The organism is Chryseobacterium salipaludis (assembly GCF_022968825.1).
In the GTDB taxonomy this organism is placed as follows: domain Bacteria; phylum Bacteroidota; class Bacteroidia; order Flavobacteriales; family Weeksellaceae; genus Kaistella; species Kaistella salipaludis.
On record NZ_JALHKS010000006.1, the window covers coordinates 41,970 to 57,677 of the forward strand.

Consider the following 15,708-nt stretch of genomic DNA (forward strand, 5'->3'; position numbering starts at 1 on the left):
AGACTTTTCGCCAGAAAAGGCTCGGGGTGGTTATCCTATCCAGTCTCTATTCTCTCAAGTCTGTTATCTCAAAGCCTATCTTTTCTCTTTCTTCTGGCACCTTGCATCTCGCACCTCGCCCCTATCATAGCGATGAAATTTCAGCCCAATGACGATCCTTAACACCCAACCCACCCAAAAAATTCCTTATTTTATCCCCAAAAAAATGAATGCATCTCAACTATTTCTCAAAACCCAACAGTTATACAGCACCCTCCTCGATACCCTGCAGCAGATAGAAAGCAGCAACACAGCAGGCCTGCCCCTGTATGAAAACTGCCTCATGGAAATAGACACAGCGATCCGGCAGGTAAAAACATGGCTCACGAACTGTACTTTTTCTTCTGCTGCTGAAGAAATTCGGTTCTTCAAAGAAATGAAACCTTTGTTTATTGCCCAGTTTATCTACTATGCGGCCGTGCTCAGCATTGAAGCGTCTAAACCGAATGCGGGTCAGCAGGCTTTACGTGATTATTACAACCTTGAATTGCACCAATTGCAGTCTTTTATCGATGAGCACAGCAGTTTTTATGACTATTACAGGCGCAAAGCCACCTATCTGGATGAGAAATATTTTACCCGGCGGCAGCTCGATTTTAAAATGGCGGTCGATCCTAATGTATACAGCTATGACGAAAATTTCAGCACCTCCCATGATCAGCTGGTGGCACGGATTATAGCAAATGACCGGCTCGAACGCTTTTTATTAAGTGCCGTTTACAATGTCGACGGATATTTTTTTGAAAAGTTTTCAGACAAATCTCCTGTCGCCTGGACAGGCTCCAAGGCAGCGTTGGTGGAGCTCCTGTACGCCTTGCATGCGATGAACTTTATTAATAACGGTACGGCTGACTTTAGTGAAATGGTAAAGTTTGCTGAAAAGACACTGAACATAAACTTGGGCAACTATTATAAAACACTGCACGAAATAAAAAACCGCAAAACAGGGCGTTCTAAGTTTCTTACGGGACTTGCAGAACAGCTGGAAAAACATTTTGATAATCAGGAGCAGTAGCAGCACAGAATAAGCCAGTGTTTACCATTGTTGGCAAATTGCTCGCAGCCGGCAAAAGCAGCACAATCGCACGGTATTACCGTGCACATACCGTATTCATTTGAAAACTTTTGTAAATCTTTGCTGCTGAGCGCGGTAGGAAGCAGCAGATGGGAACTTAGTGCGAAAAAGCCATTGCGTATTGGTAGAAGTAAATGGCAGAAAGATACATGGTAAAGTATGTCCATATTCTGAGAAACCCCCTTGATTACAACATAATGGATTCCGATCAACTACTGCAGAATGCTGCCCTCTTATGGCAGGATTTGCAAAAGACAGAAGAGAAACTCGAAGCGGCTGACGTAGCACCACTGGAAGCTGCCCGCCAGTTGCTCGCCGCCACAGATGTTGCCTTTCGCACCCTGAAAGAATGGGTCATAAACCACCATTTTGACAGCTGCGTGGCAGAGATTTATTTTTTTAAATCCGTAAAGCCCAAATTTGCTGGCAAGTTAATGTGTCTCAGACGTATGATAGCGGTCTTATGCAGCATACCGGCCGCGGGAATAAAAAACCGGCGCCGGCATTATCAGAAAGAATTTGAAAGCCATCTGACTTTTGCTGCGAACCACGCAGATTTTATTCAATATTACCGGCGTTCGGCAACAGGTATGGACGAGCGCTATTTCATCCGGTATCGCTGTGATATTGAGACAGCTGTAGTTGACACCTTTTACAGTTTTGATGAACGTTTTGCGACTTCGCATGATCATTTGGTCGCGACAATTCTCGCAAATGATGAATACGAGTTTTTCCTGAAAAAGCAGCTGCAGAGCCTGCAGGAGTCGGTAGTGTTGAAACACATTTCTGAAGAGCACTTATCCTGGACCGCTTCCAAAGCCGCCCTGACCGAACTCATCTTCGCCCTCCACCACAGCCGCGCCCTCAACAGCGGCACCGCCGACCTCAGCCAAACCGTGCGCTGGTTCGAACAGCACTTTAACATCAGCCTCGGCAACTACCACAAAACCATGTCTGAAATCAACCTCCGCAAATCACACCGCACCAAATTCCTCCAACACCTCACCGAAAACCTCCACACCTACCTCGACCACCTCAACGCCTAACCTTCCTCCACAGCAGCGCTCCCTTTAAAATCTCTCTCAACGGCAGTGTGCTCTACTTTTTAAGCGTACATCCGTCATTGCGAGGAGCACCCTACTGCGACGAAGCACCCCCTGAATAGCAGCATTCCCTTCAAATTATAATCCCCTCCATTCCCCTCCTCCGGAGGGGTGGGCCTTTTCATCAGAAAAGGCTCGGGGTGGTTTACCTCCCTGCAGCGTCCTCTACCTTTCCAGCTCACACCCGTCATTGCGAGGAGCACGTTAGTGCGACGAAGCAACCCCCTGAACGGCATCGCTCTCTTCAAAATCCTCTCAACGGCAGCGTGTTCTTCTCTTAAGCGTACACCCCTCATTGCGAGAAGGCGCCAGCCGACGAAGCATCCCCCTGAATAGCAGCGTTCCCTTCAAATTATAATCCCCTCCATTCCCCTCCTCCGGAGGGGTGGGCCTTTTCATCAGAAAAGGCTCGGGGTGGTTTACCTCCCTGCAGCGTCCTCTACCTTTCCAGCTCACCCCCGTCATTGCGAGGAGCACGTTAGTGCGACGAAGCAACCTTCTTCAGCGGCATCGCTCCTTTGAAAAAAGCCGCCCTCCTCCAAACAAAAAAGACCCCTTCAAAGGGGCCCTTCCTGCAATAAACATCACCTCCGTTTCCGGTAGCAGTACACCAAAAACTTAATCAAACATTCTGACTTAGGAGCTTTTTGCGTTAAAAAAAATCACAGTTTCTTCAATCGTAGCTTTCCACCTAAAACAAAATAAAAATCCCCGCTGTTCGAGTGGCGGCTAAAATCTAACATCGAAGAATAATCTTCATTTCCGCCCGAAACCCAACGAAGTGGTTCGACGACCACCGGGAGTCAAACCTAACGAAGTGGTTCGACGACCAACGGGAGTCAATTTCTTTAAGAAATTTTGATTTTTTAGCAAAAACGACGAAGGAGTTTCGCCGATTCTGCTAAAAACATGTAAAAGGATGAGGCAAAAGATCCAAGTCTTGACATCGTAGATGCAGCGTAGCTAAATCGCAGATTCGACGATTCCGCTGAAAAATAAAATCAGGGAGTTAATTTTGCTTCTTTTGGTTCAAGCCAAAAGAAGAAGAAGAAAAAGGAGAAGAATAGTACATAGCAATAAGTCATTAGCAGCCCCTCCTCCAAACAAAAAAGACCCCTTCAAAGGGGCCCTTCCTGCAATAAACATTACCTCCGTTTCCGGTAGCAGTACACCAAAAACTTAATCAAAACCGTCGCCAGGTAACTGGCAGCCCCTCCCAGGCCGGCCAGCACAATGGTCTTCACCAGTTCCTCCTGCTGCACCTGCAGCCACACCGTCAGGGTCATGCCCAACAGGGCGCACATGCGCTGTGAGGTATCGAAGTGCATCACGGCTGGTCTTCATTCTGGATCGCTGTCTGGCTGATCGCACTGGCAATGCCGCCGGCAATCGCCGTATAGCCTGCAAGAGTGATCAGCACTGCCGGCAGCGCTACCGGCGCTGTGGTAATCACCGCGCTGATGCCGGTCAGCAGCAATCCGTAATTGCGGATCTTGCGGAAGAACCGGGGAGTCGGCTCCTGCATCCGCTGGAAAATCTGTTTCATTAGATTTCTTTTAAAAGAGTGAGATAAACGGGGCGGCCGCTTTCCAGAACCGGAAAAACCGCCCGGGTCAGTCGTGCAAGCGCCTGCCGCGAGGCGGCGCCTTTGCCTTCACCGGTATGAACCGTAACCGGTGCAATACAGCCTTTCAGTTCCTTCAGCGCCTCATTGGCGGCGTGGAACAGGATCAGGCTTCGTCCGCGGACGCCCGTCACTTCCAGGTGCCATTGGTAGCGCTGGCTGAAACGTTTGCGCAGCGCGTAGCGCCCTTCCGGAATACACGAGATGCGCGGCGCGTTTCCGAGCCAGGGCAGCTCAATTGTCTTGCAGAGCTCCTGGCCATTCGCCAGCAGGCGGCCCTGGGTGCCTTTCGCCGCATAGCGGCGGTAGAGTACCAGTTCCATTTTACGGTGTTGCGGAAACCTGGACGATTTGCAGCGCGTTGTATCCGCCATTCTTCAGCGCATAGAACGAACCGTTCACTTCCTGGAAAAACGAAATCCCCAGGACCACAAACAGCGGATGTGGCGACTCAGCCGGCAGCGTATGTTCCAGCCGGATAAGTTTCGTGGCCGCATTGCTGATCGGCAGCACCTGCGTTTCTGTCTTCTCACTCACAGATTTCTCCTGCGTAAAGTCCACCGCCATGGCAGCTGCCACCAGCTGGAAGTGCGTACAGCCGCTGGGCACACCGATGCTGTCGGCCGGTACAAACGGCTGCAGTTCCACGCTGGCGGTTCCGGCTGCGCGGTCAATCGTCGTTTCATACGGCGCAAAAAGGGTGGTACCCAGTTTCCCTGCGCTGTTGAACTCAAATCCCTGCAGCATTTCTGCTTCACCGTCGATCACGTTGCGCAGGCCGCGGGGGTTCACTGCATCCATCTGCAGCACTTTGACCATTTCGCGTGTGAGCCTGGAGACCATCCGCGGGTCGGCCGCATTTTGCAGCAACGTCTGGATAGAGCGCCGCAGCGTTTTTCCCGCCCGGCCGGCGCGGCCAAACTCCGCTCCGTTTTCCCGGGTGCGCTGGAAAGCCGGGTCGTTCATAATACGGTCCGCAGATACCCCGCCGCGTTCTCTGGCCATATGGCCGTCACGGGTTTTGTAGAAGGTAATGTCTCCCAGGGTCCCCTGTAACTTAATAATACTGTTTTGTCTTGCCATGATAATAAATTTTAAATAGCATTAAACAATTGGCAGCCTTCAGGTGGCCGCTTTCACCTTGTGATCACAGCACAAAGATGTATTCAAAAACCTGATTATCAAAGCACTAACACCGGTTAGGCACCTTATTTCCGCCTTCTTCCGCCCCTTTCCGCCACGTGCACCTTTGCGCCGTTTACGCCCATTCCTGCCACCCGTACCACCAGCGAAAGCACCCATTTGAACAGCAGCACTCCCTGAAATAGAGATCCCCTCCATTCCCCTCCTCCAGAGGGGTGGGCCTTTTCGCCAGAAAAGGCTCGGGGTGGTTCACCTCCCTGCAGCATCCTTCACCTTTCCAGCGTACCCCCGTCATTGCGAGGAGGCGCAAGTGCGACAAAGCAACCCCTGAACGGCATCGCTCTCTGAAATAGAGATCCCCTCCATTCCCCTCCTGCGGAGGGGTGGGCCTTTTCGTTAGAAAAGGCTCGGGGTGGTTCACCTCCCTGCAGCATCCTTCACCTTTCCAGCGTACCCTCGTCATTGCGAGGAGGCGCCAGCCGACAAAGAGGTCCCTGAGCGTAGTCGAAGGGCACCCATTCGAACAGCATCACTCCCTACAGGACACTGCACCACTCCTTCGCCACCTGATGAGATAAACAGCACCATCGATTAATATCTGACAGTCCGCCGAGTAATATTTAGTATATTTGAAATACAATAAAAACCTTTGTATGAAATTACTATTACTTTGTGCTGGTTTCTTGTCTTTAAGCTTTATGGCAACGGCACAGGCAACCGGCTGTACTACGGCGCCAAACGGGCAATATCCCGATGGTATCTTTACACCTTCCTGTAACGGCAATGCTGAACTTATCGTTGACTATGCCTTTACGGGTGAATACTCTGTGGTGAAGGTGACTGAAGGAATTGAATACGAATTTATGGCTGACTCTGTTGAAGGCACACCGGCTTTCGTAACTATTGCTTCTCAGGACGGTAGTGTGTTGGCGTCAGGAACCTCAAAGGTAACCTGGACTCCTGCTGATGATATGGTGGTAAACTTTTATACCCATCTTTCGCAGAACTGCAGCTATAACGATTATGAATTCACAGCCAGACGCGTCAAATGCAGGCAGGGAGAACGCGATTCCTATTGTGAACCTACACTTAATTGTAGTGATGGTGCCGTCATTGAACAGGTGAAATTTGCAGATCTTAATAATGTTTCGGCCTGTAGTACAAACGGCTTTTCAGATTATACAGCGAAAATAGCAAATGTCGAAAAAGGCCGCACTTACAGTTTGGAGGTGAAAATCGGATATGGGTGGTTCGAGCAGTCAGTTTCGGTATGGATTGACTATAATAAGAATTTCCTGTTTGATACAGATGAGTTTGTTTACATCGGCACGGTCGATCAGGGAATCTTGTCTAAAAACATCACAATACCTTCAAATATTGCTGATGGTGATTACCGAATGCGTGTTCGTTTGGCGACAGTCGGGCAGGGAGCAGCCTCTGCGGGCAACTCCTGCAACGTGGCCGATGGCTACGGCGAAACGGAAGATTATACCTTACGCGTTGGTACGGCTTTGGGAACATCCGAAACAACGAAGCCTGTCCTGACCGTTTCTCCGAACCCCACGAATGGTTTCGTAACGGTCAATAGTTCCGAAGCAATTGCATCAATAAGCGTCATCAGCACTTCCGGGCAAACGCTGCGTAGTATTGCCGGGTCTTCCGGAATAGACCTGAAAGGCCTTTCAGCTGGCATTTATTTGCTGCAGATCACTCATAAAGACGGAACAACGGTAACACGAAAAATCATCAAAAAATAGCACCTATCCTGCTGACTGTCCTCGCAAACGCGCGGACAGTTGTTTTTAACTCCCTTTCTTGCAAGGAAGGCTTTAGCCCGACGGAGTAACCTCGTTACTGCGAGGAGCGCCCATCGCGACGCGACAACCCTGTCATTGCGAGCAGCGCAAGGGAGTAGTCCCTGAGCGCAGTCGAAGGGCACCCTCCCTGCGCAGCAGTGCCCCCCTTTCAATATAAAACCTCACCCGTCATTGCGAGGAAGCGCCAGCCAACGAAGGAACTATTACTGCGAGGAGCACATCGTGCGACGAAGCAGCCCCCCTTAACGGCAGCGCTCCCTTCAAATTACAATCCCCTCCATTCCCCTCCTGCGGAGGGGTGGGCCTTTTCGCCAGAAAAGGCTCGGGATGGTTCCCCTCCAACCTCAATTGTCCCCCAAGTCTGTTCTCTCAAAGTCTGTCATCTGAAAGTCTATTCTCTATCATCTTTCCTCCTTCCTCGCCACTCCTCCACTCCCCACTCCCCACTCCTCACTCCTCTCTGGGGATAACTTTTCCCGCCGGCATACCGCCCAACTACCGACCATCCCATCAGACGAAGCGCGAGCTTTACGTCACAAATAAAAAGTCATGAAAAAAAGAAATCAACGCCTCTGTGTCTATCCTAAAGACATTCAGCGCATTACCGGCCGCAGCGACCGCTACAGCCGTCAGCTGTTGCATACCATAAAAAATCACTTCGGCAAGCAGACCCATCAGGCGCTTTCTGCGGAAGAAGTCAGCACCTATCTCGGCCTGACCCTGGAATCCGTCCGCGAAGCCTTATCGCACTAACCCCTGTTAGCGCTCCAAGCGCTAACAGGGGTCTCATACCGAATATCACCCTTTACCGTGCAACCTTGAAAACAATGATCTCACCGTCAATAAACTTTTCTCCTGTCTCCCCACTCAATTACTCAATCACTCAACAACCGTCCTCCGACTTCCGAGCCCGTACCCTGCACCTTGCGCCCTGCACCTTACACTCGTCAGTTCGAGTGTTTTTCCGCAGCAAAGCGCAGGAAAAATGTATCGAGAACCGCACCCTGCATCTTGCACCCTACACCTTGCACCAACTAAACAACCTAATTAAAAATTAAAAAACGTCAGATCCCAAAACCCCGGACCTCGGACTTCCAAACTCCAACCTCTAACCTCTACATTCTAACATTCTAATTTCCAACCTCTCATGAATATCACATACCCTCCACATAAAAACGTCACCATTCCCCTCCGCCGGAGGGGTGGGCCTTCCGGTCACGGAAGGGTCGGGGTGGTTCCCGCAGATCCTGCACCTCGTCAGTTCGAGTGTCCGCCAAAGGCGGATGTATCGAGAACGACTGTGGTTACTGCATTTTCAGCAATCACTTCTCGATACACGCTCCTCTCGTCGCGCACTCGAAGTGACGCCCGCACCCTCCACCATCCACCCTCCACCATCCACCGTGCACCTCACACCACTCAATCACCCAATCGCTCCCCACTCAATTACTCCCGACTCAATCACGCAATCACTCAGCAACCGTCCTCCGACTTCCGAGCCCGCACCCTCGCCTTACACCTGGCACCGCTCAATCCCTCAAACTACCAATAAGCCTCGGACTCAGGAAACGGAGGCGATTAAAAATTTTAAATAAGTATCCGTTTAAAAATTCATCTGTTCGAGTGGCGGCAGTAATCTAGCATCGAAGACAAATTTTTATTTCCGCCCGAAACCCAACGAAGTGGTTCGGCGACCAGCGGGAGTCAGTTCATGAATTTTAGGATACGTTTTAAAATTTCAGCCGAGTTTCCAGTCCTTGATTTTTTGGTCCGTTTACTCATTCCTTTTCATTGTTTATTCGCATTCGTGATATGCTTCGCAATTGCATCAAGGCAAACCCGCGTTAGCGGGTTCGCTGATTCCTTTAAAAATAAATAAAAAGATGAAGCAAAAGGACATAATAGTAACGCACAGATTCCACAGATTTACACAGATCTTTCGTCCGCTCTGCATCCTGCGCTTGACATCTCCCACCGTGCACCCTGCATCCCGCACCCTGCACCACTCCGCACTCAATTACTTCCCACTCAATCACTCAATCATTCAATCACTCCCCACTCCATCTCCCACCTCCCGTTCTACGACTTCCGAGCCCGCACCCTCGCCTTATACCTGGCACAACTCAATCCCTCAAACTACCAATAAGCCCCGGACTCAGGAAACGGAGGCGATTAAAAATTTTAAATAAGTATCCGTTTAAAAATTCATCTGTTCGAGTGGCGGCAGTAATCTAGCATCGAAGACAAACTTTTATTTCCGCCCGAGTTAATGAATTTTAGGATACGTTTTAAAATTTTAGCCGAGTTTCCAGTCCTTGATCTTTTGGTCCGTTTACTCATTCCTTTTCATTGTTTATTCGCATTCGTGATATGCTCCGCAATTGCATCAAGGCAAACCCGCCTTAGCGGGTTCGCTGATTCCTTTAAAAATAAATAAAATGATGAAGCAAAAGGACAAGCGAGATATCTGCAGCATCATCACTTCTTTGCACAAAGGAGGGCAGAACGCATGAAAAAAATATTGAGAACCGCACCCTGCACCTGGCAGCACTCAATCCCTCAGTCCTCAAACTACCATAACCCCAGACTCAGGAAACGGAGGCGATTAAAATTTTAAATAAGTATCCGTTTAAAAATTCATCTGTTCGAGTGGCGGCAGAAACTTACCATCGAAGACAAATTTTTATTTCCGCCCGAAACCCAACGAAGTGGTTCGACGACCAACGGGAGTCAAACCTAACGAAGTGGTTCGACGACCAGCGGGAGTCAAACCCAACGAAGTGGTTCGACGACCAACGGGAGTCAGTTCATGAATTTTAGGATACGTTTTAAAATTTCAGCCGAGTTTCCAGTCCTTGATCTTTTGGTCCGTTTACTCATTTCTTTTTCATTGTTTATTTGTATTCGTGATATGCTCCGCAATTGCATCAAGGCAAACGCGCCTTAGCGGGTTCGCTGATTCCTGTAAAAAAATTAAAAAGATGAAGCAAAAGGACAAGAAAAAGACAAGAAAAGACAAGAAAACAAAAAAAGCCCTTTCCCCAAAAGTTTAGCGACACAGGAGAAAGAGCCGTGTAATTAATCAATAACTAATTAAAAATAATCACAAAACCATGAACATCACCAATTCACCTTAATGACCTAGGAGCTTTTTACGTCAAGAAAAATTAAAATTTCTTTTGTAACCGACTGTCCACTAGCACTTCCTAAAAATCCCCGCTGTTCGAGTGGCGGCAGGAATTGTGCTTCGAAGAGAAATTTCTCTTTCCGCCCGAGTTACGGGGATTTTATTAAAGAAATTTTGATTTTTTAGTAAAAAGATCCAAGTCTTGATTTTTTGGTCCGTTTGCATCAAGGCAAAAGGACATATAAATAAAAAAGCCCTTTCTCCAAAAGTTTGACGACACAGGAGAAAGAGCCGTGTAATTAATCAATAACTAATTAAAAACATCACAAAACTATGAACAACACTCCATCTTAACACTAAACAGTTCCGGACACAGGAAACGGAGGCGGTTAAAAATTGGGAATTATTTTCGTAAAGAAATTTACCTGTCCGAGTGGCGGCCAAAACCTACCATCGAAGACAAATATTTATTTCCGCCCGAAACCCAACGAAGTGGTTCGACGATCAACGGGAGTCAAACCCAACGAAGTGGTTCGACGACCAACGGGAGTCAAACCTAACGAAGTGGTTCGACGACCAGCGGGAGTCAAACCCAACGAAGTGGTTCGACGAACGAAGAGAGTCAATTCGGTAAATTTTGGAAAATAATTTTCAATTTCAGCCGAGTTTCCAGTCCTTGATTTTTTGGTCCGTTTACTCATTCCTTGTTATTGTTTATTTGTATTCGTGATATGCTCCGCAATTGCATCAAGGCAAACCCGCGTTAGCGGGTTCGCTGATTCCTTTAAAAAGAAATAAAAAGATGAAGCAAAAGGACAAGAAAAAGACAAGAAAAGACAAGAAAACAAAAAAAGCCCTTTCCCCACAAGTTTGACGACACAGGAGAAAGAGCCGTGTAATTAATCAATAACTAATTAAAAATAATCACAAAACCATGAACATCACCAATTCATCCTAATGACCTAGGAGCTTTTTACGTTAATAAAATGCATGTTTCTTTTATCGTACACTGACCTGTGTAGAACATCCTAAAAAAATCTCCAGTGTCCGAAGCGCGGGAAAAAATCAGGTTTAGAAGATCCAACTTACCTTCCGCGCAAGTTTGGAGAAACCTAACGAAGTGGTTCGACGACCATCGGGAGTCAATTTCTTGAAAAGAAACAGACATTTTTAGTAAAACGACGAAGGAGTTTCGCCGATTCAAATGAAAAAAATAAAATATGAGGCAAAAAGATCCAGTCTTGATCTTTTGCTTCTTTTGCATCAAGGCAAAAGAAGTTAATAGAAAAGCCCTTTCCCACAAGTTTGACGACACAGGAGAAAGAGCCGTGTAATTAATCAATAACTAATTAAAAAGAATCACAAAACTATGAATATCAGCAATTCACCTTAATGACCTAGGAGCTTTTTACGTCAAGAAAAATTAAAATTTCTTTCGTAACCGACTGTCCACTAGCACTTCCTAAAAATCCCCGCTGTTCGAGTGGCGGCAGGAATTGTGCTTCGAAGAGAAATTTCTCTTTCCGCCCGAGTTACGGGGATTTTATTAAAGAAATTTTGATTTTTTAGTAAAAAGATCCAAGTCTTGATTTTTTGGTCCGTTTGCATCAAGGCAAAAGGACATATAAATAAAAAAGCCCTTTCTCCAAAAGTTTGACGACACAGGAGAAAGAGCCGCGTATTAATCAATAACTAATTAAAAACATCACAAAACTATGGACAACACTCCATCTTAACACTAAACAGTTCCGGACACAGGAAACGGAGGCGGTTAAAAATTGGGAATTATTTTCGTAAAGAAATTTACCTGTCCGAGTGGCGGCCAAAACCTACCGTCGAAGACAAATATTTATTTCCGCCCGAAACCTAACGAAGTGGTTCGACGACCAACGGGAGTCAAACCCAACGAAGTGGTTCGACGACCAACGGGAGTCAAACCCAACGAAGTGGTTCGACGAACGAAGAGAGTCAATTCGGTAAATTTTAGAAAATAATTTTCAATTTCAGCCGAGTTTCCAGTCCTTGATCTTTTGGTCCGTTTACTCATTCCTTTTCATTGTTTATTTGTATTCGTGATATGCTCCGCAATTGCATCAAGGCAAACCCGCGTTAGCGGGTTCGCTGATTCCTTAAAAAAATTAAAAAGATGAAGCAAAAGGACATATTAGAAGCGCACAGATTCCACAGATTTACGCAGATCTTTCGTCCGCTCTGCATCCTGCGCTTGACATCTCGCACCATGCACCCTGCACCTTATAACCTAGCATCAATCGCCACTGAATCACTCCCCACTCAATTACTCCCCACTCAATCACGCAATCACTCAACTACCGCTCTCCGATTTCCGACCCCAAACCCAGCCCCCCTGCCCCAATATTTCTCCTATTTTCACAATCATAACACACAAAAGTATAACTCCATAAAACCGCAGAGCCGTATCTTTGCATATGAGAAGGTGCCGGTACGACAGTGCAGCAATACGCTCCCGGCCTGCACACTCTTTCAAAACACAAATTTCAGATAGTTTTCAGCCGGCGTTTTTAATGCCGGCTTTTTTGCCGGCAACCTCCGGCTGATAAACAATTGTTCTTTAAAACTTTATACCCGGGAAGCTTTATCGGTATAATTTCACTACGTTTTCTTAATATTTTTAGCATAGATGATAAAATTCAGTGTAATTTTGTTGCTGCGGTACTGCTTTTTAGCTAGCTTTATATACCTAACATATAGTCTATGGTGAGAAAACAACTTTTTAACTGGGGACTTGCAACCGTTCGCCAGCCACTGCGAGTGGAAACCACAGGGGTGTATCCTGTCTTCCGTATTGTCTATAGCGGTACAGACACCATACACCTGACGCTGAATGGCAAAGAGCAGACCTTGCACCCCGAAACCTTCCTGCTGATTCACCCACAGGTCGAGGTATGTATTTCAAAACCAGGTGAAACCACAGTCCTGCTCTGGTTTACGCCGGAACTGATCGCAAATTACCCGCCGCGGGTTCACTATATCCACGAGAACTTTTTGTTTGCCAAAACCGAGGGTTTGCTGGTCAAAAATGAATTCGTGCTGTACGACGACCTGCGTCGGCAATACCTGCTTCCTTTCCTGGAGGCACTGCCGGGTGCAGGCTTTCGTAAAAACATCTTTATCAATTTTCTGGAGTACCTTCTGATACGTGTCGTGCTTGCCACTGATCCTTCCCTTCAGCATCAGCGAAATCATGCGTATGAAAAGAAAATTGCCGAGGACTTTAAGGACCTGTTGCAGAAAAACGCAGGACGGCAATATTCCATGGATCAGTACGCCTCTCTTTTGCACATCAGCAAGCGGACCCTGGACCGTGCCATGCAGGTCGTGTACGGCTGCACCGCGAAAAAATGGTGGGAAACCTATATCCTGGACTGGGCGCGGCGTGACCTGGCACAGACCGATATTCCGGTTAAAAACCTGAGCCTGGAACTGGGCTTTTCACAGGATTCCAATTTTATTAATTTCTTTAAAAAACATACGGGATGGTCTCCCTCGCAGTACCGGGAACGCGCCAATCGAAAGGAAAAGACACAGACAGGCAGTTGCAATATAAGCTGAACCAATACGCTACACCTGGTTACAAATCCATTCTTGGTCCGGATTCCTTGCATAAAACCTGCGGCATCTCACCCTGCAGGACCGTGCGGATCAATCCGTTCTTGGAGGCGTATCCCGCACAAATAAAATCGCGCTTCGCTGAGCGAAGCGACCTTGCGTTCTTAATTAATACGCAAAGCAATACAGTTTCTTTGCGTGCTCTGCATTAATAAAAGCAGTGTAATCCATCCAAACAACAGCCGTAAACACCTACAACACACGGCCCTCACTGCACATCCTCACCCGCCTGCAGGATCAGCTCGTATTCAAATCCCCGGCCCAGCAGATATTTTACCGTCTTGGAGCGCCGCTGCCAGTCCTGAATGCCTTTGGTTTTTTCATAATAACTGCGGTATTGTTTCTCCAGTTCTTTGCGGTATTCCGGTTCATAAAGCTCATCAAAGGACTGATTGATCAGCTTTTCGGGCACACCTTTTTGTTTCAGGTGCATGCGAATTTTATTCCGGCCCCAGCCTTTGATATTGAATTTTCCGCGGATGTAACTTCGGGCAAACCTTTCCTCATTGAGGAAATTTTCCTGCATCAGGTACAACAGAATCTCTTCCTTCGCTTCCGGAATCAGCAGGAAATCCCGCATCTTCTGTTCCACTTCCTGGTGGCAGCGGTCCTGATAGGTGCAGTAATTCGCCATTTTCTGTTTGATCTCTTCGAAGGTATAGGATTTCTTTTCCATAGCAGGTTTTTACAAAGATAAGGGTAGCGGACTTTTCATAACGCATACAATTGAACTCCGCAAAAAAAAGAAGCCGCTTCCCATCACAGGAAACGGCCTCTTTACATTAACTAAAAACTACTAAAATGTGAATAACGGCTTACCGGCCATCATATCATTTACTTGTCGGCGCACGTTCAGTAAGACCGTTTCATCGTTCAGGTTGTCCACCACTTCACTGATGAATCCGGCCAGTGGCGCCATATCGGCTTCCTTCAGGCCGCGGGTCGTGATCGCTGCCGTACCGAGACGGATGCCCGAGGTGGTGAAGGCAGACTTATCATCGAACGGCACCATATTTTTATTGCAGGTAATATCTGCTTTTACCAAAGCTTTCTCCGTTTCCTTACCATTGACATTCTTGTTGCGCAGGTCCACCAGCATCAGGTGGTTATCCGTACCGCCGCTCACAATATCGAAACCGTGGCTGATCATAGCATCAGACAGCGCCCGGGCGTTGGCGACGACCTGCTTCGCATACGTTTCAAACCGCGAATCCAGCGCCTCACCGAAAGCAACCGCTTTGCCCGCAATCACATGTTCCAGCGGGCCGCCCTGAACACCCGGAAATACCGCGCTGTCCAGCACCTGGCTCATCATCTTGATCTGTCCTTTGGGAGTTTTGTGGCCCACGGTATTTTCATAATCACGCCCCAGCATAATCAGTCCGCCACGCGGGCCGCGCAGGGTTTTATGGGTAGTCGTGGTCACCACATGGCAATGCGCAAACGGTGAACTCAGCAATCCTTTCGCGATCAGACCTGCCGGATGGGCAATATCCGCCCACAGCGTAGCACCCACTTCGTCTGCCACTTCACGGAAGAAGGCAAAATCAATATCACGGGAATACGCAGAGTAGCCGGCAATAATCATCTTCGGTTTCACTTCCAGCGCTTTTTGGCGCATCGCTTCATAATCGATCAGTCCGGTTTCCTGAATTAAACCGTAGAAATGCGCCTCGTACTGAATCCCTGAAAAGTTGACCGGTGAACCGTGCGTCAGGTGGCCGCCCATCGAAAGGTCGAGCCCCAGGATTTTATCGCCCGGCTGCAGCAGCGACAGATATACGGCTGCATTCGCCTGGGAACCGGAGTGCGGCTGCACGTTGGCGTACTCCACGCCGAACAGTTCCTTCGCCCGTTCAATGGCCAGCGTCTCCACTTCGTCCACCACTTCGCACCCGCCATAGTAGCGGCGGCCCGGGTATCCTTCTGCATATTTATTCGTAAGCACGCTGCCCACTGCCTTCATGACTGCATCTGATACAAAGTTTTCAGAAGCAATCAGTTCCAGCCCGTGGGTTTGCCTGAGCCTTTCCTGCTCAATAAGGTCAAAAATCGGATCCATACTTGTAAGTAAAATTCATTGTTGATTAGGGTATCAAATTTAGGCAAATTTTAGCAAAGAAATAAAGCGG

11 protein-coding genes are annotated in these 15,708 nt (G+C 47.9%); 5 read left to right on the plus strand and 6 right to left on the minus strand.

Features of this window, described 5'->3' with window-relative positions; all coding sequences use genetic code 11:
• Positions 1–148: 148 nt before the first annotated feature.
• Together MVI27_RS10150 and MVI27_RS10155 are read left to right on the plus strand one after the other, a co-directional pair.
• Entirely contained in the window at positions 149–1,054 is a 906-nt protein-coding gene (locus MVI27_RS10150; protein ID WP_246961495.1) for an RteC domain-containing protein, read from the plus strand.
• 257 nt (positions 1,055–1,311) lie between these two features.
• Positions 1,312–2,160, plus strand: a complete 849-nt coding sequence (locus MVI27_RS10155) for an RteC domain-containing protein (RefSeq protein WP_246961497.1) — start codon at positions 1,312–1,314, stop codon at positions 2,158–2,160.
• A gap of 1,202 nt (positions 2,161–3,362) precedes the next feature.
• On the opposite strand, the gene MVI27_RS10160 is transcribed toward MVI27_RS10155, so the two are convergent.
• Genes MVI27_RS10160 through MVI27_RS10175 form a run of 4 tightly spaced genes read right to left on the minus strand, consistent with a single transcriptional unit; the run spans position 3,363 to position 4,924 of the window.
• Positions 3,363–3,545, minus strand: coding sequence for a hypothetical protein (locus MVI27_RS10160; RefSeq protein WP_246961499.1), 183 nt, complete (start codon positions 3,543–3,545; stop codon positions 3,363–3,365).
• Positions 3,545–3,763, minus strand: coding sequence for a cation:proton antiporter family protein (locus tag MVI27_RS10165; RefSeq protein ID WP_246961501.1), 219 nt, complete (start codon positions 3,761–3,763; stop codon positions 3,545–3,547). Before MVI27_RS10165 ends, MVI27_RS10160 begins: the two co-directional genes overlap by 1 nt.
• On the minus strand, positions 3,763–4,164 hold the full coding sequence (locus MVI27_RS10170) for a DUF5675 family protein (RefSeq protein ID WP_246961503.1): 402 nt from the start codon (positions 4,162–4,164) through the stop codon (positions 3,763–3,765). The genes MVI27_RS10165 and MVI27_RS10170 overlap by 1 nt, the downstream gene beginning before the upstream one ends.
• A gap of 1 nt (position 4,165) precedes the next feature.
• On the minus strand, positions 4,166–4,924 hold the full coding sequence (locus MVI27_RS10175; RefSeq protein WP_246961505.1) for a hypothetical protein: 759 nt from the start codon (positions 4,922–4,924) through the stop codon (positions 4,166–4,168).
• Between the two features lie 713 nt (positions 4,925–5,637).
• Here MVI27_RS10175 and MVI27_RS10180 point away from each other — a divergent pair.
• The 3 genes from MVI27_RS10180 (at position 5,638) to MVI27_RS10190 (ending at position 13,519) form a co-directional block, all read left to right on the plus strand.
• The gene (locus MVI27_RS10180; protein ID WP_246961507.1) at positions 5,638–6,741 is read left to right on the plus strand and encodes a GEVED domain-containing protein; all 1,104 of its coding nucleotides are present in this window, start codon (positions 5,638–5,640) and stop codon (positions 6,739–6,741) included.
• Between the two features lie 609 nt (positions 6,742–7,350).
• Entirely contained in the window at positions 7,351–7,554 is a 204-nt protein-coding gene (locus MVI27_RS10185) for a hypothetical protein (protein WP_246961509.1), read from the plus strand.
• A 5,107-nt stretch (positions 7,555–12,661) separates the two neighbouring features.
• Entirely contained in the window at positions 12,662–13,519 is an 858-nt protein-coding gene (locus MVI27_RS10190) for a helix-turn-helix domain-containing protein (protein WP_246961511.1), read from the plus strand.
• A 265-nt stretch (positions 13,520–13,784) separates the two neighbouring features.
• On the opposite strand, the gene MVI27_RS10195 is transcribed toward MVI27_RS10190, so the two are convergent.
• Both MVI27_RS10195 and glyA read right to left on the minus strand, forming a co-directional pair.
• Entirely contained in the window at positions 13,785–14,252 is a 468-nt protein-coding gene (locus tag MVI27_RS10195) for a regulatory protein RecX (RefSeq protein ID WP_246961513.1), read from the minus strand.
• A gap of 120 nt (positions 14,253–14,372) precedes the next feature.
• Positions 14,373–15,638, minus strand: a complete 1,266-nt coding sequence (gene glyA, locus MVI27_RS10200; RefSeq protein WP_246961515.1) for a serine hydroxymethyltransferase — start codon at positions 15,636–15,638, stop codon at positions 14,373–14,375.
• Positions 15,639–15,708: the final 70 nt, after the last annotated feature.